The 22,319-nt window shown below is 70.9% G+C and carries 24 protein-coding genes; 16 read left to right on the top strand and 8 right to left on the bottom strand.

What is annotated here, in order from left to right; genetic code table 11:
• Nucleotides 1–21: 21 nt before the first annotated feature.
• Nucleotides 22–696 (bottom strand): CGNR zinc finger domain-containing protein, encoded by a 675-nt coding sequence (locus AB0M79_RS26705; RefSeq protein WP_364218505.1) that lies wholly within the window; start codon nucleotides 694–696, stop codon nucleotides 22–24.
• 84 nt (nucleotides 697–780) lie between these two features.
• Between AB0M79_RS26705 and AB0M79_RS26700 the strand changes: the two genes are divergently transcribed.
• Entirely contained in the window at nucleotides 781–1,362 is a 582-nt protein-coding gene (locus tag AB0M79_RS26700; protein ID WP_364218503.1) for a hypothetical protein, read from the top strand.
• On the opposite strand, the gene AB0M79_RS26695 is transcribed toward AB0M79_RS26700, so the two are convergent.
• The gene (locus tag AB0M79_RS26695; RefSeq protein ID WP_364218501.1) at nucleotides 1,257–2,117 is read right to left on the bottom strand and encodes an SRPBCC domain-containing protein; all 861 of its coding nucleotides are present in this window, start codon (nucleotides 2,115–2,117) and stop codon (nucleotides 1,257–1,259) included. The genes AB0M79_RS26700 and AB0M79_RS26695 overlap by 106 nt on opposite strands.
• Nucleotides 2,118–2,397: 280 nt before the next feature.
• Nucleotides 2,398–3,423: a hypothetical protein gene (locus tag AB0M79_RS26690; RefSeq protein WP_364218499.1), complete on the bottom strand. Its 1,026-nt coding sequence runs from the start codon at nucleotides 3,421–3,423 to the stop codon at nucleotides 2,398–2,400.
• A gap of 517 nt (nucleotides 3,424–3,940) precedes the next feature.
• Between AB0M79_RS26690 and AB0M79_RS26685 the strand changes: the two genes are divergently transcribed.
• Both AB0M79_RS26685 and AB0M79_RS26680 read left to right on the top strand, forming a co-directional pair.
• On the top strand, nucleotides 3,941–4,249 hold the full coding sequence (locus AB0M79_RS26685) for a hypothetical protein (RefSeq protein WP_364218497.1): 309 nt from the start codon (nucleotides 3,941–3,943) through the stop codon (nucleotides 4,247–4,249).
• 273 nt (nucleotides 4,250–4,522) lie between these two features.
• On the top strand, nucleotides 4,523–5,035 hold the full coding sequence (locus AB0M79_RS26680) for a hypothetical protein (RefSeq protein WP_364218495.1): 513 nt from the start codon (nucleotides 4,523–4,525) through the stop codon (nucleotides 5,033–5,035).
• Nucleotides 5,036–5,056: 21 nt separating this feature from the next.
• On the opposite strand, the gene AB0M79_RS26675 is transcribed toward AB0M79_RS26680, so the two are convergent.
• A complete protein-coding gene (locus AB0M79_RS26675; RefSeq protein WP_364218492.1) occupies nucleotides 5,057–5,398 on the bottom strand; it encodes a DUF6204 family protein in 342 nt (113 codons plus the stop codon).
• 251 nt (nucleotides 5,399–5,649) lie between these two features.
• Here AB0M79_RS26675 and AB0M79_RS26670 point away from each other — a divergent pair, with 251 nt between their 5' ends.
• Both AB0M79_RS26670 and AB0M79_RS26665 read left to right on the top strand, forming a co-directional pair.
• Nucleotides 5,650–6,549, top strand: a complete 900-nt coding sequence (locus AB0M79_RS26670) for an aminoglycoside phosphotransferase family protein (RefSeq protein ID WP_364218708.1) — start codon at nucleotides 5,650–5,652, stop codon at nucleotides 6,547–6,549.
• A gap of 42 nt (nucleotides 6,550–6,591) precedes the next feature.
• Nucleotides 6,592–7,491: an ADP-ribosylglycohydrolase family protein gene (locus AB0M79_RS26665; RefSeq protein WP_364218490.1), complete on the top strand. Its 900-nt coding sequence runs from the start codon at nucleotides 6,592–6,594 to the stop codon at nucleotides 7,489–7,491.
• A 59-nt stretch (nucleotides 7,492–7,550) separates the two neighbouring features.
• On the opposite strand, the gene AB0M79_RS26660 is transcribed toward AB0M79_RS26665, so the two are convergent.
• Together AB0M79_RS26660 and AB0M79_RS26655 are read right to left on the bottom strand one after the other, a co-directional pair.
• Nucleotides 7,551–8,018, bottom strand: coding sequence for a MarR family winged helix-turn-helix transcriptional regulator (locus AB0M79_RS26660; RefSeq protein WP_364218488.1), 468 nt, complete (start codon nucleotides 8,016–8,018; stop codon nucleotides 7,551–7,553).
• A 136-nt stretch (nucleotides 8,019–8,154) separates the two neighbouring features.
• A complete protein-coding gene (locus AB0M79_RS26655) occupies nucleotides 8,155–8,568 on the bottom strand; it encodes a nuclear transport factor 2 family protein (RefSeq protein ID WP_364218486.1) in 414 nt (137 codons plus the stop codon).
• A gap of 214 nt (nucleotides 8,569–8,782) precedes the next feature.
• Here AB0M79_RS26655 and helR point away from each other — a divergent pair, with 214 nt between their 5' ends.
• From helR to AB0M79_RS26630, 5 genes are all read left to right on the top strand, one after another.
• A complete protein-coding gene (gene helR / locus AB0M79_RS26650; protein WP_364218484.1) occupies nucleotides 8,783–10,939 on the top strand; it encodes an RNA polymerase recycling motor ATPase HelR in 2,157 nt (718 codons plus the stop codon).
• 185 nt (nucleotides 10,940–11,124) lie between these two features.
• Nucleotides 11,125–12,177 (top strand): alcohol dehydrogenase catalytic domain-containing protein, encoded by a 1,053-nt coding sequence (locus AB0M79_RS26645; protein WP_364218482.1) that lies wholly within the window; start codon nucleotides 11,125–11,127, stop codon nucleotides 12,175–12,177.
• Between the two features lie 102 nt (nucleotides 12,178–12,279).
• Nucleotides 12,280–13,038, top strand: coding sequence for a DeoR/GlpR family DNA-binding transcription regulator (locus tag AB0M79_RS26640; RefSeq protein ID WP_364218480.1), 759 nt, complete (start codon nucleotides 12,280–12,282; stop codon nucleotides 13,036–13,038).
• Nucleotides 13,035–14,273: an MFS transporter gene (locus AB0M79_RS26635; protein ID WP_364218478.1), complete on the top strand. Its 1,239-nt coding sequence runs from the start codon at nucleotides 13,035–13,037 to the stop codon at nucleotides 14,271–14,273. Before AB0M79_RS26640 ends, AB0M79_RS26635 begins: the two co-directional genes overlap by 4 nt.
• Nucleotides 14,274–14,338: 65 nt before the next feature.
• Nucleotides 14,339–14,701, top strand: coding sequence for a nuclear transport factor 2 family protein (locus AB0M79_RS26630; protein WP_364218476.1), 363 nt, complete (start codon nucleotides 14,339–14,341; stop codon nucleotides 14,699–14,701).
• Between the two features lie 33 nt (nucleotides 14,702–14,734).
• On the opposite strand, the gene AB0M79_RS26625 is transcribed toward AB0M79_RS26630, so the two are convergent.
• Entirely contained in the window at nucleotides 14,735–15,769 is a 1,035-nt protein-coding gene (locus AB0M79_RS26625) for a LacI family DNA-binding transcriptional regulator (protein ID WP_357541585.1), read from the bottom strand.
• 250 nt (nucleotides 15,770–16,019) lie between these two features.
• Here AB0M79_RS26625 and AB0M79_RS26620 point away from each other — a divergent pair, with 250 nt between their 5' ends.
• From AB0M79_RS26620 to AB0M79_RS26595, 6 genes are read left to right on the top strand one after another with little or no spacing between them, the layout of a single operon-like run.
• Nucleotides 16,020–17,126: an amino acid ABC transporter substrate-binding protein gene (locus AB0M79_RS26620; protein ID WP_364218474.1), complete on the top strand. Its 1,107-nt coding sequence runs from the start codon at nucleotides 16,020–16,022 to the stop codon at nucleotides 17,124–17,126.
• Nucleotides 17,127–17,133: 7 nt separating this feature from the next.
• Nucleotides 17,134–18,018, top strand: coding sequence for a branched-chain amino acid ABC transporter permease (locus AB0M79_RS26615; protein ID WP_364218472.1), 885 nt, complete (start codon nucleotides 17,134–17,136; stop codon nucleotides 18,016–18,018).
• The gene (locus tag AB0M79_RS26610) at nucleotides 18,002–19,144 is read left to right on the top strand and encodes a branched-chain amino acid ABC transporter permease (protein ID WP_364218470.1); all 1,143 of its coding nucleotides are present in this window, start codon (nucleotides 18,002–18,004) and stop codon (nucleotides 19,142–19,144) included. Before AB0M79_RS26615 ends, AB0M79_RS26610 begins: the two co-directional genes overlap by 17 nt.
• Complete coding sequence (locus tag AB0M79_RS26605) at nucleotides 19,141–19,896, top strand: ABC transporter ATP-binding protein (RefSeq protein ID WP_364218468.1); 756 nt, start codon at nucleotides 19,141–19,143, stop codon at nucleotides 19,894–19,896. The genes AB0M79_RS26610 and AB0M79_RS26605 overlap by 4 nt, the downstream gene beginning before the upstream one ends.
• Nucleotides 19,886–20,668, top strand: coding sequence for an ABC transporter ATP-binding protein (locus AB0M79_RS26600; protein WP_364218466.1), 783 nt, complete (start codon nucleotides 19,886–19,888; stop codon nucleotides 20,666–20,668). The genes AB0M79_RS26605 and AB0M79_RS26600 overlap by 11 nt, the downstream gene beginning before the upstream one ends.
• On the top strand, nucleotides 20,661–21,806 hold the full coding sequence (locus AB0M79_RS26595) for a Gfo/Idh/MocA family oxidoreductase (RefSeq protein WP_364218464.1): 1,146 nt from the start codon (nucleotides 20,661–20,663) through the stop codon (nucleotides 21,804–21,806). Before AB0M79_RS26600 ends, AB0M79_RS26595 begins: the two co-directional genes overlap by 8 nt.
• A gap of 48 nt (nucleotides 21,807–21,854) precedes the next feature.
• Here the strand turns inward: AB0M79_RS26595 and AB0M79_RS26590 are convergent, their stop codons facing one another.
• Entirely contained in the window at nucleotides 21,855–22,082 is a 228-nt protein-coding gene (locus AB0M79_RS26590) for a hypothetical protein (protein WP_364218462.1), read from the bottom strand.
• Nucleotides 22,083–22,319: the final 237 nt, after the last annotated feature.

Below are 22,319 nucleotides of genomic sequence, written 5' to 3'. Positions count from 1 at the left end.
GCCGGCCGGTGCCGTTCCGGGTCAGCCCGGCCGGTGCCGGCTGGCGTACGCGCGTACCTTGGCCCGGTTGCCGCAGGCGGCCATGCTGCACCAGCGGCGCCGGCCGCGCGGGTCGAGGAACAGCCAGCCGCACATCTCGCCGGGGCAGGCCCGCACCCTGGTCCGGTCCGGCGTGGACAGCAGGTCGGCACCGGCGCGGGCGGCGGCGAGGACCGGCAGGGCGGGGCCGGTGTCGGCGGGCAGCGTCCAGCGGGCGACGCCGTCCGGCCCGTTCTCCAGCACCGCGTGGCCGGCGGCCCGCCGGGCCTGCGCCGCGACGTGCCGGAACGCCGCCTCGTCGGTCGGGTCGAGCAGTACGTCGTGCAGCGCGGACCGCAGCCGCCGGGCGTCGTCGACGGCTTGACGGGCGCCGGCGGGGTCGAGATTTCCGGCGTCGCGCAGCCGGCGCACGGTGTCGGGGGAGAGGAGCCCGGCGTGGCCGGCCCACACCGCGAGCCGGTCGAAGTCGCCGAGCCAATCCTGGTCCGGCCGCTCGGGCGTCGGGGGAGCGTCGGGCGTCGGGGACTGGCCGGGTGTCGGGGGGCGGTCGGGCGTCGGGGGTGTGTCCCAGCCGGCCCAGGTGTTGCAGAAGTCCAGGGCCGGGTGCCCGCCGAGCAGGACGGGCATCGGGTAACCGTCGACCTCGACCCAGTGCACGCCGTCATTATGCCTTGACGCGCGTCGGTTAACCAGTAATCTGCCAAACACCGGTTAATTCGCATCTACTGGTTAGGCGATCGTATGGTTCTCGAACGTCGGGCCCTCGTCGGGGCTCTCGTCGTTTCCACCCTTGCCCTGGTCCCCGCCGCTCCGGCCGCCGCCGCCCCCGCGTCCGCGTCCGTCCCCGCCGTCACGGCCGCCGCGCAGGCCGCCGGCTGGACCGGCCACCGGCCCGAACCCTGGCGGCCGTGGATCCAGGAGGAGTGGACCGCGCCCGCCGGCCGGTACTGCTCCTTCCCGCTGGAGGTGCGCGTGGTCTCCCAGGACATCCGGGTCCGGGTGCTCGCCCGCCACCCCGACGGTGCCGTCAAGCGGGAGGAGTTCGCCGGGCCGCTGACGGTCGACTTCGTCAACGCCGACACCGGAGCGTCGGTACGCCGTGATGCCGGCGGCTCCGGGGCGGCCGAGTACCGGCCCGACGGCAGCTACGCGTGGTACACGATCGTCGGCCCGGCCGGCTTCGGTTTCCGGGCCGGCGACGGCCTGCCGAAGGGCTACTACATCCTTGACGGCCTGCACGTCATCTCGTTCGACGCCGACGGCACCCGCCGGCTCGCGGTCGGCATCGGCGACCGCGAGAACGTCTGCGACCCCCCCGCCTGACTCCGTAGCCGTCTTTCCCCATGTATCCCCGCGATCTTGCGCTTGTCTCCTCCCTTCGCGGCTTTTGCCCGGCGACAAGTGCAAGATCGCGGGGGAGGTGGGGGTGGGGCGGGGTGGGGCGGGGGTCGGGAGACGGCTTGGTTCAGCCAGGCCCGCCAGGCATTCTCGGCTCCCGCAGGCGGGGCGAAGAGGTGGTGGCCGGCCCGTACCGTCTCGGGGTGGGCGTGGAAGCGGTAGAGGGCGTCGGTCGTACGGATCCCGAGCATGTTGGGCGTCGCGTAGTCGGCGACGCCGTCGATCGGCGGTAGCCCGGCCGGGGCGACACGCACCGGGTCGCCCGTCGCCACGGTGTCGGGTACGCCGAGCGCCCGCCGCACCACCGCCAGCGGGCCGGCCGGGTCCGACGTCTTCGGGCTCTCTCCGTAGACGAACGTCGCGGTGCGGCCGGTGAAGTGGGTCAGGTACTGGACCAGGGTGTGCAGGTACATGTCCCAGCCGGCCGCCGACTGCGCCTCGAACTCGTCGCCCCAGTCGGGGCTGGCCAGTCCACTGTGTACGAAACGCGGCACGGTGGCGCCGCCGTCGCGGCTCTCGATGAGAAACTCCATCGCCTCGACCGAGCCGTCCTCGGCCGCCGGCCCCCGGAACGCGAAGCGGTACGGCGGCTCCCACACGGTCACCGTCGAGTCCTCGCGCTCGCCGCCGAGTTCCACCGTGACCCGGCCGCCCGCACGGGGCTCGACCTCGTACGGCATCAGCCACGAGGTGATGCCCGGACCGGGTCGCGACCGCCTCCCACACCTGCTCCGGTGTCGCGTCGAGGGGTATGTCCTGGCGGATCTCGAACTCGCGGATCATCGCGGTGCGCTCCTCGCTGGTCAGGGGTGCCGGTCGGCTCGACCTCCGCACCGACAAGAAGAGTTGTCAAGGAAGCGGACGGCAAGCCGCTCACACCGATGTCGAAGCCGCAGGAGGACGAGTTCGGGTGTCTCGTGTTCGCCTGACTGTTATGCGGGCGGGGATCGTGCTGCGGGGTCAGTGGCGAAAGAGTCGTAGTCCGGTGCGGGTCACAGTGATGCCGTGCTGGTGTGCTGCTGCGGCCACCGCGTCCGAGCGGGTCGAGCCGCCCGGCTCGGCGATGTGTCGTACGCCGAACCGGGCGGCTTCGGTGATGTTGTCCTCGAACGGCAGTGCCCCGTCGGAGGCCAGGCTTACCCGCTGCAGCGGTACCGGCGGGTCGATCGCCTCGGCCAGCCGAAGCTGCGCGTTGACACGCTGCTGGATCGACCCGATGCCGGAAAGATCGTCGGGCGGGACGAACCGGCGCTGATGCCACAGACGCGCCTTGGTCCCGGCGAGCCGGATGCAGTCCACCCGCGACTGCTGCCCGGCACCGACACCGAGCGTCGCCCCGTCTCGGACCAGGACGACCGAGTTCGACTGCGTGTAGCGCACCGTGGTCAGCGCGAGCCGCAGGTCGGCGGAGAGCCCGTCCGGAAGCGGGGCGTCGTCGCGACGCTGGACGAACCGCAGTCCGTACAGTTCGCGCACCTCCTCGTCCGGCGGCTCGAACGTCGCTTCCGCCTCCAGGATCAGATACGTGCCGTTCTTCTTCGCCGACAGCACCGCGACCGCACCCGGCTCGTACCCGGGTGCGACGATCCCGTCGCTGACCACCCGCCGCAGCAGGTCGGCGAGCCCAGTGGTGACCGGCGCCGACACCGCGACCAGATCACCGTACGAACTCTTCGGATCGCTGTCCCGCGCGCGGACGTACGCGCGAGTCGCCGCGTCGGCCCGCGGGGCCACTCCGAACAGGCCCGCGGTCACCGGATCGACCGCTCCGGCCAGCGCTGCCCCGGCCGGCGACACGTGTTTGAACGACGCCGCCGCGACAAGCCCGGATCCGGCGGACGCTTCCCGGACAAGCTGCCACGCGCCGATCGCATCGAGCAGATTCAGATAGGACGGACGCCCGCGCACGACCGTGAACGGGGCCGCGCCGATCGGCTCAACCGATGCCGGACCCTGATGAGGATTCATGCCATAACGCAACTGCACCACGACCTCCGGACGCGAACTACTGATTGCGTCGCGGATGCCCAGGCGGTCGGCGCCGACGTCCAGCGGCCGATCCCCGGTGGTGCTCCACCCTCGCCAGTCACTGCCGCGCCCACAGCGTACCCACCGCCGCCGCCAAGCAGCCGCCGTGCACAACCGGCGACCGTTGCCAAACTGCCGATGGGCAGCCGGTCGTGCAGGTGTTTGACGGAGAGATCATTGTCGAGAAGGGACGCGAGCACCTAGTGCTCCCGGACGGCCGGCGACCGTCAGGTTGGGGACGTGGAACCGTCGGCCGCGACGGGATGCTGTGGCTGCACGTGGACGGGGACCCACGGCGTTGGTACCGGTATGAAGTCGATGCCTAGAGGGCAGACCTCACAGGATCCCGGGGCCGCGAGAGTGTCCGATATCCGCAGCACACACAGGGGTAGGTTAGGAAGCGACGGGCGGTCCCGGTTGCCCTCGCACGCATTCGGCCCAGCGGGCAGGCACCCCAACCTGCATACTCTTTGCCGTGGTGTCTGTAGATGGCTGGATGTGGGAGGGGAACACGGTCCGGTTCCTTCGGCATCTCAGTGCATATGTCGGCTACCGGTACGACGACGCCGACGAGGATGCACTTACCGGTGCACTCGACGTGACGGACGACGAAACGGCTGATGCCTGGTTCGAGCACCCCCTGGTCGGTGCCCCGCTGTTGCGCGTGTTCCTCGCTCGGGCGGTGAGCAGTGCGGTCATCAGCGTGCGGGTCGAGGGCGACATCGACGCTATCCTGGCGGCACGCATCGAAACCATGCTCCACCTTCTGTCGGATGATGCCTAACAACGCCGTCCGTATCGGCTTCTCCACCGCAGATCCAGCGGCACGGTCAGAGACGCAGAGGCGGCGCGCGGCATTCGCTTATGTCGATCGGCTTGTCCGCTCCGTGAGTGGCGGAACGCGTGAGGAGCGCAGATTCTTCTCCCTGCCACGCCCCGCCCGGCCCGATGCCGGCAGGTGCTGGTCCCCGCACCTGAATAACGATGATCAACAGGTGTCGTGTGGTGCGCCTGGATTCGCGTGGACGGTTCGGTTCGAGGTGGATACCGTCGCGCGGTGGAGAGCACCGGGCGGTACCGCTACGTCGGCCCCGCCGAGTTGCGCGATCAGGCGATCGCGGCGGACGCCGTAGCCGTCGATACACCCACCGTGCTTGCCCGCTGGCTCGCCGCGCGGAGGCGGGGTGAACTCGCCGAACCCGTCACGTTCGTCGTGGCGCTCGACGGCGGGCTCAGGCTGGCGCCTCGTCGCACCGAACACGTGGCCCTCGCCGGCGGGCGGGACGTTCTCGCCGCCGGGGAAATGATGTTCGCCCCGACCGCCTCGGGTTGGGGCGTGGTCGAGGTGACCAACCAGTCGACCGGGTACTGCCCTGATCCGGATTCCTGGCCGGCAGTCGGCAGCGCGCTCGACCGTATCGGCGTCGAACATCCCGGCGACTTCACCGACAAGGTCATTTTCCGGTGCTGCCCGGCTTGCGGCGAACGCAACGTCGTGCGGGACAACGACTTCACCTGCGCCCTGTGTGACAGCGCGTTGCCCACTCGGTGGAACTTCACGTCGAACTGATCGACAGTGATCGGCCAACCGCTACCAGTGTCGGTGTTTCCGCCGGCGGATCTTGATGTCGTCGAGGTCGGTCGACACCGACCTTAGGTCGCGGTAGCCGGCACCGAGTTTCGAGACGGCGGCCGCGGCGAGCGCTTCTGCCTTGCCGATCACGACCGCTTCGGTGTCCTCTTCGGCGGCCGGGACCACGCAGCGGAAGGTGAACGCGAGCAGGGACCGCTCGTACGTGACGGTGCCTTCCTCGGTGAACCTCGCCCGGAACACGTCGTGTTCGTCAGCCCGGGCGAGCAGCGCGGTCCGCTGCTCGCCATCGAGTGGCGCGAACCTGCCGCGCACGATGACCTGATAGGTCTTGTGGGCCATTGCTGGAGGTCTCCGGATCCGGCTGAGCATCACGACATCGGTCGGCGGGCTGGAGCGACGGGCAGATCACCGTCGCCCTGCCGCTGCCCGAGCAGTACGGCGCTGGCGACCCTACCGGGATAGAAGGCCGGAACGCATGGGCGTTTTCGCAGCGGTTGACCGGCCTGTCCCGCCGAGCGTCTCGCGGATGGAACCCTGGCGAAACCGGGTTGCGGCTGTCGGCGAGGGCTACCAGGCTGCCAGTCGTGCGGATGCACGAGGACCAGATCAGCGTCGCCGACGAGACGGTGCGTCAGTTGGTCGACGCCCAGTTTCCCCGGTGGCGACGCCTGCCGATCAGGCGTGTGGCCGCGCAGGGAACGGTCAACGCCATCTTCCGGCTCGGGGAACGGCTCACGGTCCGGTTCCCGCTCCAGCCCCGTGAGGTCGGGTCGGCGCGGCGCTGGCTGGAACGGGAAGCGGAAGCGGCCCGGGAACTGTTGGGGCGTACCCGGTTTCCCACTCCGGAGCCGGTCGCGATCGGTGCACCCGGCGCCGGTTATCCGCTTCCCTGGTCGGTGCAGACGTGGCTGCCCGGGGTGGTGGCCACCGACCGCGATCCGGGTGACTCGTTCGCGTTCGCCCGCGATTTGGCCGAGTTCATCGAGGGCGTACGGGCCATCGACACCGGGGGACGCACCTTCGAGGGCCAGGGGCGCGGGGGCGAGTTGTGGGTGCACGACGAGTGGATGGAGACCTGCCTGCGGCACAGCGAGGCACTGCTGGACGTCCCGCCGCTGCGCCGGTTCTGGGCGACGATGCGGGAGTTGCCCCGGGGCGGGTCCGCGGACCGGACGAATCACGGTGATCTCATACCGGGGAACGTCCTGGTCGCCGACGGACGGCTGGCCGGGGTCCTCGACGTGGGCGGCCTCGGGCCGGCCGATCCCGCCCTCGATCTCGTCGGTGCCTGGCACCTGCTCGAGCCCGGGCCACGCCAGACGCTGCGGCGGCAGCTCGGCTGCGACGCTCTCGAATGGGAACGCGGCAGGGCGTGGGCTTTCGTGCAGGCGATGGGAGCGGTCTGGTACTACGACCGGACCAATCCGGCGATGAGCCGGATGGGCCGGCGTACCGTCGCGCGCATCGTCGCCGACCCGCCGGCCGGGTGAGCCGGGCCGGCGTGGTGGGCCGTCTGGCAGGATGAGCCGTACATGACCATGCTGGACCTTTGTTACGACAGCCTGGACGGACTGTCGGTGGGCGACGCGCTGGGCGCCCAGTTCCTCCTTTCCGGCGGCGTTTCCGTACAGAGCGACTGGGACCTGCCGGAGCCGCCGTGGCGGTGGACCGACGACACCGAGATGGCCTGCTCGATCGTCGACGAGTTACGGGAACACGCCGGTATCGACCAGGATCGACTGGCCGTACGATTCGCCGGACGCTTCGATCCCTACCGTGGCTACGGCGGAGGTACGGCCGTTCTGCTGCGCCAACTCCAGGAAGGTGTGACCTGGCAGGCGGCGGCCGGCGCCGCGTTCGGCGGCCGGGGATCGATGGGCAACGGAGCGGCCATGCGGGTGGCGCCGCTCGGTGCCTTCCACGCCGGGGACAGCCGTACCGCCGCACTGCAGGCCATGCGTTCGGCGCAGGTCACCCACACCCACCCCGAGGCCGTCCTCGGTGCGGTCGCGGTGGCGGTCGCCGCCGCCGAGGCCGGATGGGCCCGGCTGACCCGGCACCGGCCCGATCCCCACGAACTGTTCGAGGTGGTGCTGGCCCACCTCATCGACAGCCGGGTCCGGACCGGGATCGTCCGGGCCGGGCGACTGCGGGGCGTGGGTCTGGCCGAGGCCGCCTACGAACTCGGCAACGGCTCGAAGATCCTGGCCTTCGACACGGTGCCGTTCGCGTTGTGGGTCGCCGCCACCCGGATCGACGACTATCCGGCGGCGATCCGGGCGTGTGTCGAGGCCGGTGGCGACGTCGACACCACCGCGGCGATCGTGGGCGGCATCGTCGGGTCGTACACGGGGGTCGGGCCGGGCGGGATTCCGGCCGGATGGCTGGAACACCGCGAGCCGCTACCGGGTGTTCTGCCGCCGGCGACATGACGCCGTGCCACGAGGGTCTTTGGCTTCGTCACCAGTGCGGACGACGTGTGGTCGGGCGATCAGGCCGTGGGGCCGCCGGTGTTCCGGATCATCTGCCGGAGCACCTTCAGGGCCGTGACGTAGTCGGAATCGTCGATTCCCTGGTGGATCTGGTCGCGGATGGCCGGGGCGTGCTTCTTGAGGTCGGTACGGGCCTCGTCTCCGACCTCGGTGATCCACAAGCGGTTCGCGTCGTCCCGGGTGAGCCAGCCGCGTTCCAGTAGGACTTCCGCCTCGGCCACCAGGTCGTCCCCGGGCCGAAGGTAGGTGCTCATCGCGTGTTCGAGTTCGGGGACCGTCATGCCGTGGCCGTCGGGCGAGATGTCGTTCTTCGACAGGTTGCGCAGCAGCCAGAACTGGGGCTGGGTGAAGCCGAGCTCGGCCTGTCGGGCACGGGTGAAGGCGATGAGGGCCTCGTATGCCACGCCGGTCCAGTATGCGGCCGGTTGAGCGGCGAGTCCGGCGTCGGAAACGTGCTGCGTCGTCATGTCCGCTGCCTCCGGTGACAGATGGCTGGTGAGACGAACGTAGAAGCTCAAGTTCGGTCGAGGTCAAGAGCCGGGACCGATACGGCGACGTTCATCCATGGCCTGGTCAGCGGAAGACACCGGCGGTGGTGGGGCATTACCACCGCTCCACGAGGTGTTCCCGGCCCGGTGGCGGTTCGTACGGTTCGGGCCAGTGGTCGACGACCCGGCTGATCAGGCCGTGCTCGGACACATCGAGCCAGACGCACGCGTCCTGCTGGTCGGCGCCGACCCGGAAATCGAGCCACAGGGCGGCGACCCGGCCGTCGGCGGCCAACTGCCGTATCCGTAGGTGCCAGTCGCCGGGATACTCGATGTTGAACCGCACGAACGCGTCCCTGCCACGGAGTCGCTCCCGGGTCTGTGGCATCTCGTAGACGACGTCGTCGGTGAGCATGGCGGCCAATCCGGGCCAGTCGCGGTTTTCCAGACGATCGACGTAGTCGAGCGCGGCCTGCCGGGTCGTCGAGGTCTCATCCACGGCGTGGACCCTAGCGTCCACCGATGACATTTCCTGGCTGGGAACCGGTGTCTGAGGGCAACCGGAAAGGAGTGCGACGACTCCCTGCCACTCTCAACGTATAGCGCACCGGGGGGCTTGCGGCAAGACCCGGGTTGTGCCGCAGAATCGCCGGCCGAGGCCAGAACACCAGGCCGGAACATGAGCAAGCGGGGCGTGAAGGTGCGTCTGTCGATGCCGACGGCCCGCGATCGGAGCTGATGACATGAACCCGCCGACCACCAGCGCGTTCGATCTTCCCGACCACCTCTCCGCCAAGGCCGACCCGGGGCTGGTCGCCGCCGACGAGCGGCATTTCGCGGCGATCGCGGAGAGCCTCGAGCGGTCGGTCGCCGACCTGTCCGACCGCCTGGCCGCCGCCCGCAGGGCGCCCGGCGGCCTGGGCCAGTCGGCGCTGGACCGGGACCAGGAGGTTCACCGGCTGACCGCACGCCTGCGCACCCTGCGTCGCTTCGGCCTGGACCTGTGCCTCGGGCACATGGTCCTGGCGGACGACCCGGAGCCCGTGTACGTCGGACGGCTCGGCCTCACCGACAGCGCGGGCCGCCGGCTGCTGGTCGACTGGCGGTCACCCGCGGCGGAGCCGTTCTTCGGCGCGACCCACGCCAACCCGATGGGTCTGACGAGCCGCCGCCGGTACCGCTGGACCCGTGACCGGATCACCGACTACTGGGACGAGGTGTTCGTGCCCGACGAGTTCACCGGGCATGCCGCCGCGCTCGACGACCAGTCCGCCTTCATCGCCAGCCTGAGCGGCAGCCGGTCGGCCCGGATGCGGGACGTGCTCGGCACCATCCAGGCCGACCAGGACGCCATCATCCGGGCCGGATCCAGCGGCGCTCTGGTCGTCGACGGCGGCCCGGGCACGGGAAAGACCGTCGTCGCCCTGCACCGCACCGCATACCTGCTGTACTCCGACCCGCGCCTGGGGCACCGCCGCGGCGGCGTGCTGTTCGTCGGGCCGCACCAGCCCTACCTGGCCTACGTCGCCGACGTCCTGCCCAGCCTCGGCGAGGAGGACGTACAGACCTGCACGCTGCGGGACCTGGTCGCCGAGGGAGCCGCCGCGGCGGTCGAGACCGACCCGGACGTGGCCCGCCTGAAGTCGTCCGCGGACCTGGTCGAGGCGATCGAGGCGGCGGTCCGGTTCTACGAGGAGCCGCCGACCGGCGGGATGAGGATCGCGACCGACGAGTCCGACATCCGGCTGACCGCCGACGACTGGGCCGAGGCGTTCGAGGCGCCGGCACCGGGGACCCCGCACAACGAGGCGCGCGACGAGATCTGGGAGGAACTGCTCACGATCCTGGTGGACAGGTACGACGGCGACGAATCGCCCGACCTGGTCCGCGGGTCGCTGCTGCGGAACAGCGAACTGCGTACGGCGTTCAACCGCGCGTGGCCGCTGCTCGAAGCCGCCGACCTGGTCGGCGACCTGTGGTCGGTACCCGCCTACCTGCGCCGGTGCGCCCCCTGGCTCGACGCCGACGACGTCCGGCGGCTGCAACGCCAGGACGCCCAGGCGTGGACCGTGTCCGACCTGCCGTTTCTCGACGCGGCGCGGCAGCGGCTCGGCGACCCGGAGGTGTCCCGACGCCGACGTCGGCACAGCGCCGCCGTCGCCGCCGAGCGTGAGCGCATGACCAGGGTCGTCGACGACCTGATCGAGTCCGTCGACGACGAATACGGTGTGGGCCTGGTGACGATGCTTCGTGGCGAGGACTTCCAGGACGCCCTGGTCGACGAGACCACGTTGCCCGCCGGCGCGCCGGACCGGCTCGCCGGCCCGTTCGCGCACATCGTCGTGGACGAGGCGCAGGAGTTGACCGACGCGCAGTGGCAGATGTTGCTCCTGCGGTGCCCGTCGCGGAGCTTCACCATCGTCGGGGACCGGGCCCAGGCCAGGCACGGGTTCACGGAGTCGTGGCGGGAACGGCTCGAGCGGATCGGACTCGACCGGATCAACCTGGCCTCGCTGACCATCAACTACCGCACGCCGAAAGAGGTCATGGCACAGGCCGAGCCGGTCATCCGGGCCGTGCTGCCGGACGCCAACGTACCGACCTCGATCCGCGACGGTGACGTCCCCGTCGTACACGGGTCTGCTTCGGATCTGGGCTCGATCCTCGACACCTGGCTCGCCGCGCACGCCGAAGGGATCGCCTGTGTCATCGGGGATCCGACGTTCCGGGCCACCTCCCGGGTCCGGTCGTTGACCCCGGAACTGTCGAAGGGGCTCGAGTTCGACCTGGTCGTCCTCGTCGATCCGCAGTCGTTCGGCGAGGGCATCGAGGGAGCGGTGGACCGCTACGTGGCGATGACCCGGGCGACCCGGCAGCTCGTCATTCTCACGAGTTCCTGACCTCGGCCGGGACAACGTGAGCCGCGTGGCTGAACAGCGCGATTCCCGGCTGGTCGTGGCATCGGCCAGGGACAGGCGGTCGTGACGACAGGCGGGCGGACTGTGCTCGAGGAGGGGCCGGCGCCAGGACCGGGCTGGAAAGTGGCTACGGTAGTCGGCCCGGCGGGACCCGGTAGGGTCGCGGCGTGCGTGCGGTGGTGTTCGACGAGTTCGGCGTACGACCCGAGGTGCGGACGGTCGCCGACCCGGTGCCGCCGCCGGGCGGCGCGGTGGTCCGGGTGCTGGCCACCGGCCTGTGCCGCAGTGACTGGCACGGCTGGCGCGGGCATGATCCCGACATCCGCCTGCCGCACGTGCCCGGTCACGAGTTCGCCGGTGTCGTCGAGGCGGTCGGGGCGGGGGTGACCGGTTGGCGGCCCGGCGCGCGGGTCACCGCCCCGTTCGTCTGTGCCTGCGGCCGCTGTCCGGCCTGTCTCGCCGGCGACCAGCAGGTCTGCGAGCGGCAGACCCAGCCCGGCTTCACCCACTGGGGTTCGTTCGCCGAGTACGTCGTGGTCCGGGACGCCGACGTCAACCTCGTCGGGTTGCCCGACGGGATCGACTTCCCCGCGGCGGCGGCGCTCGGCTGCCGGTTCGCCACCTCGTTCCGGGCGGTCGTGCAGCAGGGCCGGGTCGCGGCGGGGGAATGGGTGGCGGTGCTGGGGTGCGGCGGGGTGGGCCTGTCCGCCGTCATGATCGCGGCGGCGGCCGGTGCCCGGGTCGTCGCCGTCGACGTCGCCCCGGCCGCCCTGGACCTGGCCCGGCGGTTGGGTGCGGCGGAGGTCGTGGCCGCCGCCGGGCTTGCCGGGCCGGACGAGGTGGCGGCGGCCGTACGGGACCGTACCGGCGGTGGGGCACACCTGTCCCTGGACGCGCTGGGCAGCGTCGACACCTGCGTGGCGTCGATCGCCGGGCTGCGCCGGCGTGGCCGGCACGTGCAGGTCGGCCTGCTGCCGCCCGCGCTCGGCCGGCCGGCGGTGCCGATGGAGCTGGTCATCGCGTACGAGCTGGAGGTGCTGGGCAGCCACGGCATGGCGGCGCACGCCTATCCGGGGCTGCTCGGCCTGATCGGCGCCGGGCGGCTGCGTCCGGCTGACCTGGTCACCGGCACGCTGGGCCTGGCCGACGCGCCGGCCGCGCTCGCCGCGATGGACGGTCCGACCCCGGCCGGCGTACGGCTGGTCGACCCGGCCGCCTGACCCGAGACCCGGCCCGGTGCGGGGTCCCCGCACGGCCGAACCAGTTGTTCATATGAACAGTGTTCTTGCGTGTTCGTACAGTGATGCGTATCTTTTTCCGTCATGGACGTGCAGGAGCGGCAGCGCCGGATCGAGCAGACCGTCGCGACCGAGGAGGCGGTCACCGTCGCCGACCTCGCCGCCCGGCTCGCCACGTCGGAGGCGACGATCCGCCGCGACCTGATCGAACTCGACCACAAGGGCGTGCTGCGGCGGGTGCACGGCGGCGCCCGGCGGCTCGCGCTGCGCGGCGCCGAGCTGTCGTACGCCAGCCGGGCCACGGCCAACGTCGACGCCAAGGCCCGCATCGCCGCGGCCGTCGCCGACCGGCTCGGCACCGATGAGGCGGTGCTGCTCGACAGCGGCACCACCTGCGTCGAGATCGCCCGTGCGGTCGGCGACCGGCCGCTGCGGGTCATGCCGCTGTCACTGACCGCCGCGAACGTGCTCGCCGGCCGGCGCGACGTCCGGCTGATCTGCCCCGGCGGCGAGGTGCGGGCCGGCGAGCTGGCCTTCGTCGGGCCGCTCGCCGAGGCGGGCATCCGCCGGCTGCGGTTCGACACCGCGGTCGTCTCCGGCTGCGGGGCGTCGGTCGCGGGCGGGGTCACCGCGTACGACCTCGGCGACGCGGCGGTCAAGATGGCCGCCATCGACTGCGCCGAGCGGGTGATCCTGGTCTTCGACCGCTCCAAGTGGGAGAAGTCCACGTTCGCGTGGGTCGCCGACCTGAAGACGTTCGACCTGGTGGTCACCGACCACCGGTTCACCGCGGCCGAGTCGGCCTTCTTCGAGCGCAACGGTGTGGAGGTGGTCGCGGTATGACGACCGTGAAGAGCCCGGCCGGTGATCCGGCCCGGCTGCGGCGGGCCCGGGTGTCGGTGTTCGGCACCTTCGGCGTCGGCGGGCTGCTGCTGGCGATGTGGGTGGTCAACATTCCCGCCGTGCAGCAGCGGACCGGGGTGTCGCACGCGACGCTGGGCCTGCTGCTGCTTCTCATCGGCGCCGGTGCCTTCGCCGGGATGCAGGTCAGCGGCCCGCTCGCCGACCGGATCGGCTCGCGGACCACGACCGTCGCCGGTGCCGCGCTGCTGTGCGTGACGGTCAACCTGCCCGGTCTGGCGTACGACGCGGTGACGCTCGGGCTGGCGCTGTTCTTCTTCGGGTTCGCCAACGGGGCGCTGGACGTTGCGATGAACGCCCAGGCCGTCGTCGTCGAACGCGCCTACCGGCGGCCGATCATGTCGGCGTTCCACGCGCTGTTCTCGATCGGCGGGGCGGCCGGTGCGGTGCTGGGTGCCGGGCTGATCGCGGCCGGCTGGTCGGTGTCGGCGATCCTGCTGGCGTCGGCGCTGGCCGGCGTCGTGGTCATGGCGGCCTGCGTACCCGGCCTGCTGCCCCGGGCCGACGAGAACGCTCCGACCGCGCAGGCCGCGTCCGGGGTCCGTCGGCGGGCCGGCATCCCGCGTACGGTGTGGCTGCTGGGCGCCACCGCGTTCCTGCTGATGCTCGCCGAGGGCGTCGCCAACGACTGGAGTGCCCTGCAGATCACCGAGCATCTCGGCGAGGCGGAGTCGGTGGCCGCGCTCGGTTACGGCGCGTTCGCGGTGACGATGACCCTGGGCCGGCTGGTGACCGACCGGATCGTGATGCGGGTCGGTCCGGTCGCCGTCGTCCGGTACGGCTCGCTGATCGGTGCCGCCGGTCTGGTCCTGGTCACCACGTCGGACTGGCTCTGGCTGACGCTGGCCGGCTGGGCGGTGCTCGGCCTGGGGCTGTCCGGCAGCGTTCCGCAGCTCTTCACCGCGGCCGGCAACCTGCGCGAGGGCACGCAGGGCGTGAACATGTCGCGGGTGGTCGGCATGGGCTATCTCGGCCTGCTGGCCGGCCCGGCCCTGGTGGGCTGGATCGCCGAGTTCACCTCGCTGAACGTGGCGCTGTTCGCGCCGCTGCTGTTCTGCCTGGTGGCCGCCGTCCTGGCCGTGAGCCTGCGGCCGACGTCCGCCGAGCCGGCGGCCGGTTCCGCCGTGGGTCCGGCCGTGGACGCGCCCGTGCGCTGAGGCGCGGACCGTCCGGTGCCGGGTTACCGTCGGCGGACATCCGGATCAAGGCGAGGGAGCGGCCGGTGGCGTACGACGAACTGTTCGAGTTGGAGGAGCAGGGCTGGCGGGCGCTGTCGTCCACCCCGGGGGAGGCGGCCGCGTTCTACGGCCGGGTCCTCGACGACGAGGTGGTCATGCTGCTGCCCGGCGGGCTGGTGATCGATGACCGGGCGGCGGCGATCGAGGCGATGTCGGGGCAGCCGTGGTCGTCGTACCGGCTGGAGGAGGTGCGGGTCCGGCGGCCCACCCCGGACACGGCACTGGTCGCGTACGGGGTGGTGGCGGTGCGGGTGGGCGCGGCGGAGTATTCGGCGCTGGTCGGCAGCGGCTACGCGCGCCGGGAGGCCGGCTGGCGGCTGACCTTCCACCAGCAGACGCCCCGCTGACCCGGGCTCCGCCAACCGGGGCGGGTCCGGGGTTCAGCCGGAGGGGACCGGGCCGGTCGAGTCGCGTACGACGAGCTGGTGGCCGGTCGACTTGCGCCGGGGGCGTTGCGACTGCGGCTTGAGCGCCATGGCCAGGGCGAGTTCGCCCATGGCGGCCATCGGCAGCCGTACGGTGGTCAGGCTCGGGGCGAGGTCGGCGGCGACGGAGACGTCGTCGAGGCCGACCACCGAGATCCGGTCGGGCACCGCGATTCCGTGTGCCCGCAGCGCGGACAGCACGCCGATGGCCATCGCGTCGGTGAGCGCGATGATCGCGGTGGTCTCGGGATGGTCACGCAGGATCTGTTCGGTCGCCTGGAGTCCACTGTCCCGCGTAAAACTGGTGGGTATGACCGGGATGTCCGACCAGGTCAGTCCGCCCCGCTGGATGGCCCCCGCGATGCCGGCCAGCCGGTCCTCGACCGTGGTCAGGCTGTCGGGTCCGGACACCACGGCGATGCGGCGGTGGCCGAGGGAGAGCAGGTGTTCGGCGGCCGAGCGGCCGGCGGCCTCGTTGTCGGGCAGCACGGCGTCGGCGGTGAGGTGGTGGCGGCCGATCACCGAGACCCGGCCGCCGCTGGCCTGGAACGCCGTCAGGGCGGCCTTCGAACGGGCCTGTGCCCGTGGGTCGCAGTAGCCGGAGCCGGCGACGATGATGATCCCGGCCCGGTGCGCGATGATCGTCTGGATCTGCCGGAACTCCTTCTCCGGGTCCCGGCCGGAGTGGCAGATCTGGACCATGAGGTCCCGCTCGCCGGCGACCCGGATGACGCCGCTGGCGATCTCGGAGAAGTACGGGTCGCCGATCTCGTGGACGATCAGCCCGACGGTGGAGGTCGAGCCGCCGGCGAGGGTGCGGGCGTGCATGTTGGCCACGTACCCGAGCTGGTTCGCGACCTGGCGGACATGCTCGGCGACCTTGTCGCTGACGCCGTCGCGACCGGCTAGCGCGCGCGAGGCCGTGGCCAGCGAAACGCCGGCCAGCTCGGCTACATCGGCGAGCCGCAAGGCTGATCGAGATCTAGGCATGTTGACGCCCCTTCACGCCGGTGACTCGGGACCGAAATCTCCTTGTGACGCTTGCCACCCCATGGGTGCCGTAGTTATGTTACGGAAGCGCTTTACGAAAGCGCTTCCGTAACACGGATGCGAGGAGTTACTCATGAAGGCAACGGCTCGAGCCCGGCGGGGTGTGATCGCTGGAGCCGCGGTCGCGGCACTGGCCCTCTCCGGCTGCTCCGCCGCGGGCGGCTCCGGCGATTCAGCAGACGATCCTATCGTGATCGGCATATCCCTCCCGTTGACCGGCGACTTCTCCGAGCCCGGCAAGGGTGTCCAGCGTGGCTACGAGGCCTGGGCGAAGGTTGTGAACGACAAGGGCGGCCTGCTCGGCCGCCAGGTCGAGTTGAAGATCCTCGACGACCAGTCCAGCGCCGACCGGGTCGTCGCCGACTACGAGCAGTTGATCGGCCGTGACAACGTCGACCTGGTCTTCGGCCCGTTCTCCACCCGGCTCGTGGTGCCCTCGGCCCGGGTGGCCGAGGAGTACGGCATGCTCTACGTCGAGCCGGCCGGCGCCGCCCCGGAGGTCTTCGAGCAGGGCTTCAAGAACCTGTTCTACGCCGCCCCCGCGGTCGCCAACGACCACTACAACTACCTGGCCGAGTACATCCTCGCGCTGCCGGCCGACCAGCGTCCGCAGACCGCGGCGTACGCGGCCATGGACGACCCGTTCGCCCAGGGCACCGCGTACGGCCTGAAGGAGAAGCTCGAGGCCGGCGGTGTGCGGACCGTGGTCGACGAGGTCTACCCGCCGAACACCACCGACTTCAACAGCATCGCCGCGAAGATCGCCTCGTCCCGGGCGGACATCGTCGTCGGCGGCACCCAGTACCAGGACGCGGTCAACCTGATCGTCGCCCTCCAGCAGCTCAACTACCAGCCGAAGCTGGCCGCGTTCTCGACCGCGCCGACCAACCCCGAGTTCAGCAAGGCGATCGGGGCCAAGACCGAGGGCATCCTCGCCCCGACCGGCTACACCACCAAGGCCACCTACCCCAGCAACACCGAGTTCGTGCAGGCGTACACCGCGCAGTTCGGCACCCCGCCCGGTGAGGACGAGGCCAACGCGTACACCACCGGCCAGGTCGTCGCCGCCGCCGTCGAGGCGGTCGGCTGCGCCGAGCAGGGCGACTGCCAGCAGAAGCTGGTCGACTGGCTGCGCGGCAACACCGTCGACACCGTCGTCGGCCCGCTCTCCTGGGACGCCCAGGGCCGCCCGCAGGGCGCCCACATGATCCAGCAGTACGTCGACGGCCAGATCCAGATCGTGCTGCCCGGCGAGACCAAGGAAGCCGACATCATCTACCCCAAGCCGAGCTGGTGATCATTTCGTGTCCGGCACCCTGATCTTCCAGAGCATCGTCCTGGGCATCCTGCTGGGCGGCCTGTACGCCCTGCTCGCCGCGGGCCTGACGCTCTACTTCGGCGTCATGCGGGTGGTGATGATCGCGCACTCGGCGTTCCTCATCCTCGCGGCCTACCTCGCCTGGTACTTCCACCAGCAGACCGGGCTCGACCCGCTGCTGTCGCTGTTCGTGACCGTCCCACTGTTCTTCCTCGTCGGCGTGGTGATGCAGCGACTGCTCATCACCCGGCTGCGGCCGGCCACCCTGACCATGATGTCCGTGCTGCTCACCTTCGCGATCGCCCTGATCATCGAAGGCATGCTCGGGTACGTCTTCACCGGCACCCAGCGCCGGATCAACCTGAGCTACAGCGGTTCGAGCCTGGACCTGTTCGGGGCCCGGGTCGCGGTGGTCAAGCTGATCGCGTTCGGCCTGGCGGCCGTCTCGCTGCTCGCCCTCTACCTGCTGCTGAAGAAGAGCCGGTTCGGGTGGGCGCTGCGGGCCACCATCCAGCACAAGGAGGCCGCCCAGCTCACCGGCATCGACACCGACCGCATCGCCGGGTTCGGCTTCGGGCTCGGCCTGGCGTCGGCCGCGATCGGCGGCACCGCGCTGTCGCTGGACTCGACCATCTACCCCTCGCTGCACTGGCACTGGATCGGCCCGCTGATGGCGATCATCGTGGTCGGCGGGCTCGGCAGCGTACCCGGCGCCGCGATCGCCGCCATGGTGCTCGGCCTCGGCCAGAGCCTGCTGCAACTGCCGCTCGGCACGACCTGGGCGCAAACCGTCTTCTACGTCGCGCTGTTCGGCACGTTGGCCTTCCGGCCGCAGGGATTCTTCGGAGGTCGCCTTGCCCAGAGGTTCTGAAACGACCGCGCCGGCGGGCGGCCTGCTGCCCGCCCGGCTCGGCACACCCGTACGGCTGATCGCCCTCGTCGTCGGTGCGGCGCTGGTGCTGTCGTTCCCGCTGGTGGCGCCGAACCCGTACATCCTGTCGGCCGGCGTCGTCGTGCTGAACTACGCGATCCTGTCGACCGCGTGGAACTTCGTCGGCGGCTTCACCGGCTACATCTCGCTCGGGCACGCCGCGTACTCCGGCCTCGGCGGGTACGCGACCGGGCTGCTGATCACCAAGGCCGGCGTACCGAGCTTCGTCGCGCTGATCCTGGCCGGTCTGATCGTCGCCGCGCTGGCGGTGCCGATCGGCATCGCCGCGCTGCGGGTCCGCGGCGCGTCGTTCGTGATCGTGTCGATCGCGCTGGTGCTGATCCTGCTGCTGGTCTTCCAGAGCTGGGCGGCGTTCACCGGCGGCTCGAACGGCCTGGTCGTACCCCGGCCGTTCCCGGACCTGCTGCGGCCCGAACACCACATGGTGTTCTTCTACCTGTACGCCGGCCTGATCGCGATCGCGCTGCTGGCCTGGTGGGCGATCGACCGGTCCCGGTTCGGCATGGGCCTGAAGGCGATCCGCGAGGACGAGGACAAGGCCCAGTCGCTGGGTACGCCGACGTTCACGTTCAAGCTCATCGCGTACGTCGTCTCGGCGCTGTTCACCGCGCTCGGCGGCGGCCTGTACGCGCTGTGGTTCGGCGACCTCGACCCGATCTTCCAGTTCTCCATCCTGACCGGCTCCTACATGGTGCTGATGGCGCTGCTCGGCGGCATCCGGCACCTGTTCGGTCCGCTGCTCGGCGCGTTCATCGTCGGCACCGCGCTGGAGATCTTCAAGCTGGAGTTCGGCAGCACCCAGCTCCACCTGGTCGCGGCCGGCCTGCTGTTGGGCATCGTGGTGCTGTTCATGCCGGACGGCATCATCCCGGCGGTCGGCAACCTGGTCAGACGGTTCCGGCCGACGGAGAGTTCGATCCGGGAGGTCACCGCGGCCGAACTGCTGGAGCAGAACAAGGCCCGGGCGGCGGCCGCCGGCAAGCCGGCGGCGCCGGCCGCCGACGCCGACGCGGCGTCCGAGACGAAGGCGGAGGTCAAGCGATGACGGCCCCGACGAAGAGCGGGATCCGCAGCCTGGAGACCGTCGAGCTGACCAAGTCGTTCGGTGGCGTCACCGCCGTCAACAAGGCCACGGTCACGTTCCACCACGGCAAGGTCAACGCCCTCATCGGCCCCAACGGCTCGGGCAAGACCACGTTCTTCAACTGCGTCACCGGCATGATCAAGCCCGACTCCGGCCAGGCCACCTACCGGGGGCAGGACATCACCGGCAAGGCGCCGCACAGGATCGCCCGGGCCGGCATCGGGCGCAGCTTCCAGCTGTGCCGGGTCTTCCCCCGGATGACGGTGCTGGAGAACATGCTGGTCGCGGTCCGCAACACCAGCCTGCGGGCGCAGCTCGCCAGTTCCCGGCACTCCGGCGACATCGAGCGGGCCCGCGGGCTGCTCAACCGGGTCGGCATCGACCACCTGGAGCACGCCGAGGCCCGCAACCTGTCGTACGGGCAGCAGAAGCTGCTCGAGCTGGCCGGCGTGCTGATGGGCGACCCGGAAACGATCATGCTGGACGAGCCGGCCGGTGGCGTCAACCCGGCGCTGATCGGCCGGATCGGCACCCTCGTGCAGGAACTCAACGCCGAGGGCAAGACGTTCCTCATCGTCGAACACAACATGGACATGGTCATGAGCCTCAGCGACCACGTCGTGGTGTTCGACCGTGGCCGGCCCATCGCCGACGGCCCGCCGTCGGTGATCAAGACCGACCCCCGAGTGCTGGAGGCCTACCTTGGCGTCTGAGTTTCTCCTCGAGCTGAACGACATCGAGGCGGGCTACGGCCGGGCCGCCCTCGTGCTGCGCGGGCTGACCGTCAAGGTGCCGCCGGGCACCGTGGTCTGCCTCGTCGGCCCGAACGGCGCGGGCAAGTCCACCGTGCTCAAGGTCGCCAGCGGGCTGCTCAAGCCCCGCTCCGGAACGATCAAGGTCGACGGCAAGGACGTCACCGGCCAGGGACCGCAGCAGATGCTGCGCTCCGGGCTGGCACACGTCCTGCAGGGACACAGCGTGTTCCGCGAGATGACGGTGGCCGAGAACGTCAACCTCGGCGCGTACACGCTGCGCGACAAGGCGGTCATCAACGAGCGGATCGAGTTCGTCAAGGAACTCTTCCCGGTCGTCGCCGACCGCTGGAAGTCGCTCGCCGGCCTGCTCTCCGGCGGCCAGCAGAAGCAGGTCGAGTTCGCCCGGTCGCTGATGGTCAGCCCGAAGGTCGTGCTCCTCGACGAGCCGTCGATGGGGCTGGACCCGAAGACCACCAGCACCGTGTTCGAGCAGGTGGTCCGGATGCGTGAGGCCGGCGTCGCCGTACTGCTGGTGGAGCAGAACGCCCGGCGGGCGCTGGAGACCGCCGACATCGGCTGCGTGCTCGACCTGGGGCGGGTGCACATCACCGGCCCGGCGCCGGAACTGCTCGCCGACCCCAAGCTCGGCGAGTTGTACCTCGGCGGCCGGCCGGCCGACTCGACCGCGGGCAAGGCGCCGGCCGGCAAGGGGGTGACCGTCGATGGCTGAGCGGCTGATCCGGGTGGTGATGAACGGCGTCACCGGCCGGATGGGGTACCGGCAGCACCTGCTGCGCTCGGTACTGGCCATCCGCGCCGACGGCGGCGTGGTCACCCCCGACGGCGACCGGGTCCAGGTCGAGCCGGTCCTGGTCGGCCGCAACCGCGACAAGCTGGCCCGCATCGCCGCCGACCACGACGTGGCCGAGTACACCACCGACCTGGACGGAGCCCTGGCCGACGACACCGCCACGGTCTACTTCGACACCCAGACCACCAGCGGGCGCAAGAAGGCCATCCTCAAGGCGATCGCCGCCGGCAAGCACGTCTACACCGAGAAGCCGGTGGGGGAGACCGTCGCCGACGCGCGCGAACTCGTCGAGGCGGCCGCCACCGCCGGCATCATCAACGGTGTCGTGCACGACAAGCTCTACCTGCCGGGGCTGCTGAAACTCAAGCGGCTCGTCGACGCCGGCTTCTTCGGCCGGATCCTGTCGGTACGCGGCGAGTTCGGCTACTGGGTCTTCGAGGGCGACCTCCAGCCGGCCCAGCGGCCGAGCTGGAACTACCGCGCCGAGGACGGCGGCGGCATCGTCCTGGACATGTACTGCCACTGGAACTACGTGCTGGAGAACCTGTTCGGCAAGGTCCGGGCGGTGACCGCCAGGGCGGTCACGCACATTCCGGAGCGCTGGGACGAGCAGGGCAACCGGTACGACGCCACCGCCGACGACGCCGCGTACGGCATCCTCGAACTCGAGGGTGACATCCTGGCGCAGATCAACTCGTCGTGGGCGGTCCGCGTCGACCGGGGCGAACTGGTCGAGTTCCAGGTCGACGGCACCCACGGCTCGGCGGTCGCCGGCCTGTTCGGCTGCAAGATCCAGCCCCGGGTCCGGACCCCGAAGCCGGTCTGGAACCCGGATCTGCCGACCGACCAGGACTTCCGCGCCCAGTGGGAGCAGATCCCGGACAACCAGGAGTTCGTCAACGGGTTCCGGGCCCAGTGGGAGCAGTTCCTGCTCGACGTCGACGCCGGGCGTCCGCACCGGTACGACTTCGCCGCCGGCGTACGCGGTCTCCAGTTGGTCGACGCGGCGCTGCGGTCGTCGAACGAGGGGCGCCGGGTCGAGTTGCCCGGCCTCTGACGGCGTGACCGGTGCCCGCGGTGGTGACGCCGCCCGGGCACCGGTCTTTCACCAGTGCAGGCGTTTGGCGTTAAGGTCGACGCCGCGGTATTCGCGCCCCGGGTCGGTCGGCCGCCACCAGACGAGATACGCCACCAGCATCGCCCCGGCCTGTAGCGCCCACAGGGCGATCTGCCAGTTCGTCGCATCCGGGTCGAGGACGAACGCGCGAATCGTGGCGAGGACCAGGAAGGCGCCGGTCGCGGCCCCCGCGACGGCCCTCCGCCCACTGCTCATCAGCCGCCACCGTCGCATGACGAGAACCTACCGGCCGCCACCGCACGGGCACATCCGGTGATCGGCGGATGTCGACCCGCCGGCCCGCGAACCGGTCGGCGGCCCGCGACGCCTGATTTGACCGCACCTGGCGTCATCTGACATATGCCGGCACTGGACCGTGGTATTTCCCTCCCCTTGACCGGCTCCTGAATCCATGACCGCACCGGCGTGGAGCCCCACGCCGGTGCCCCCGTA

This window comes from Polymorphospora sp. NPDC051019, from assembly GCF_040683055.1.
In the GTDB taxonomy this organism is placed as follows: Bacteria; Actinomycetota; Actinomycetes; order Mycobacteriales; family Micromonosporaceae; genus Polymorphospora; species Polymorphospora lycopeni.
Note: the sequence above shows the minus strand (reverse complement) of the source record. Positions and strands in the feature narration are given on the sequence as shown.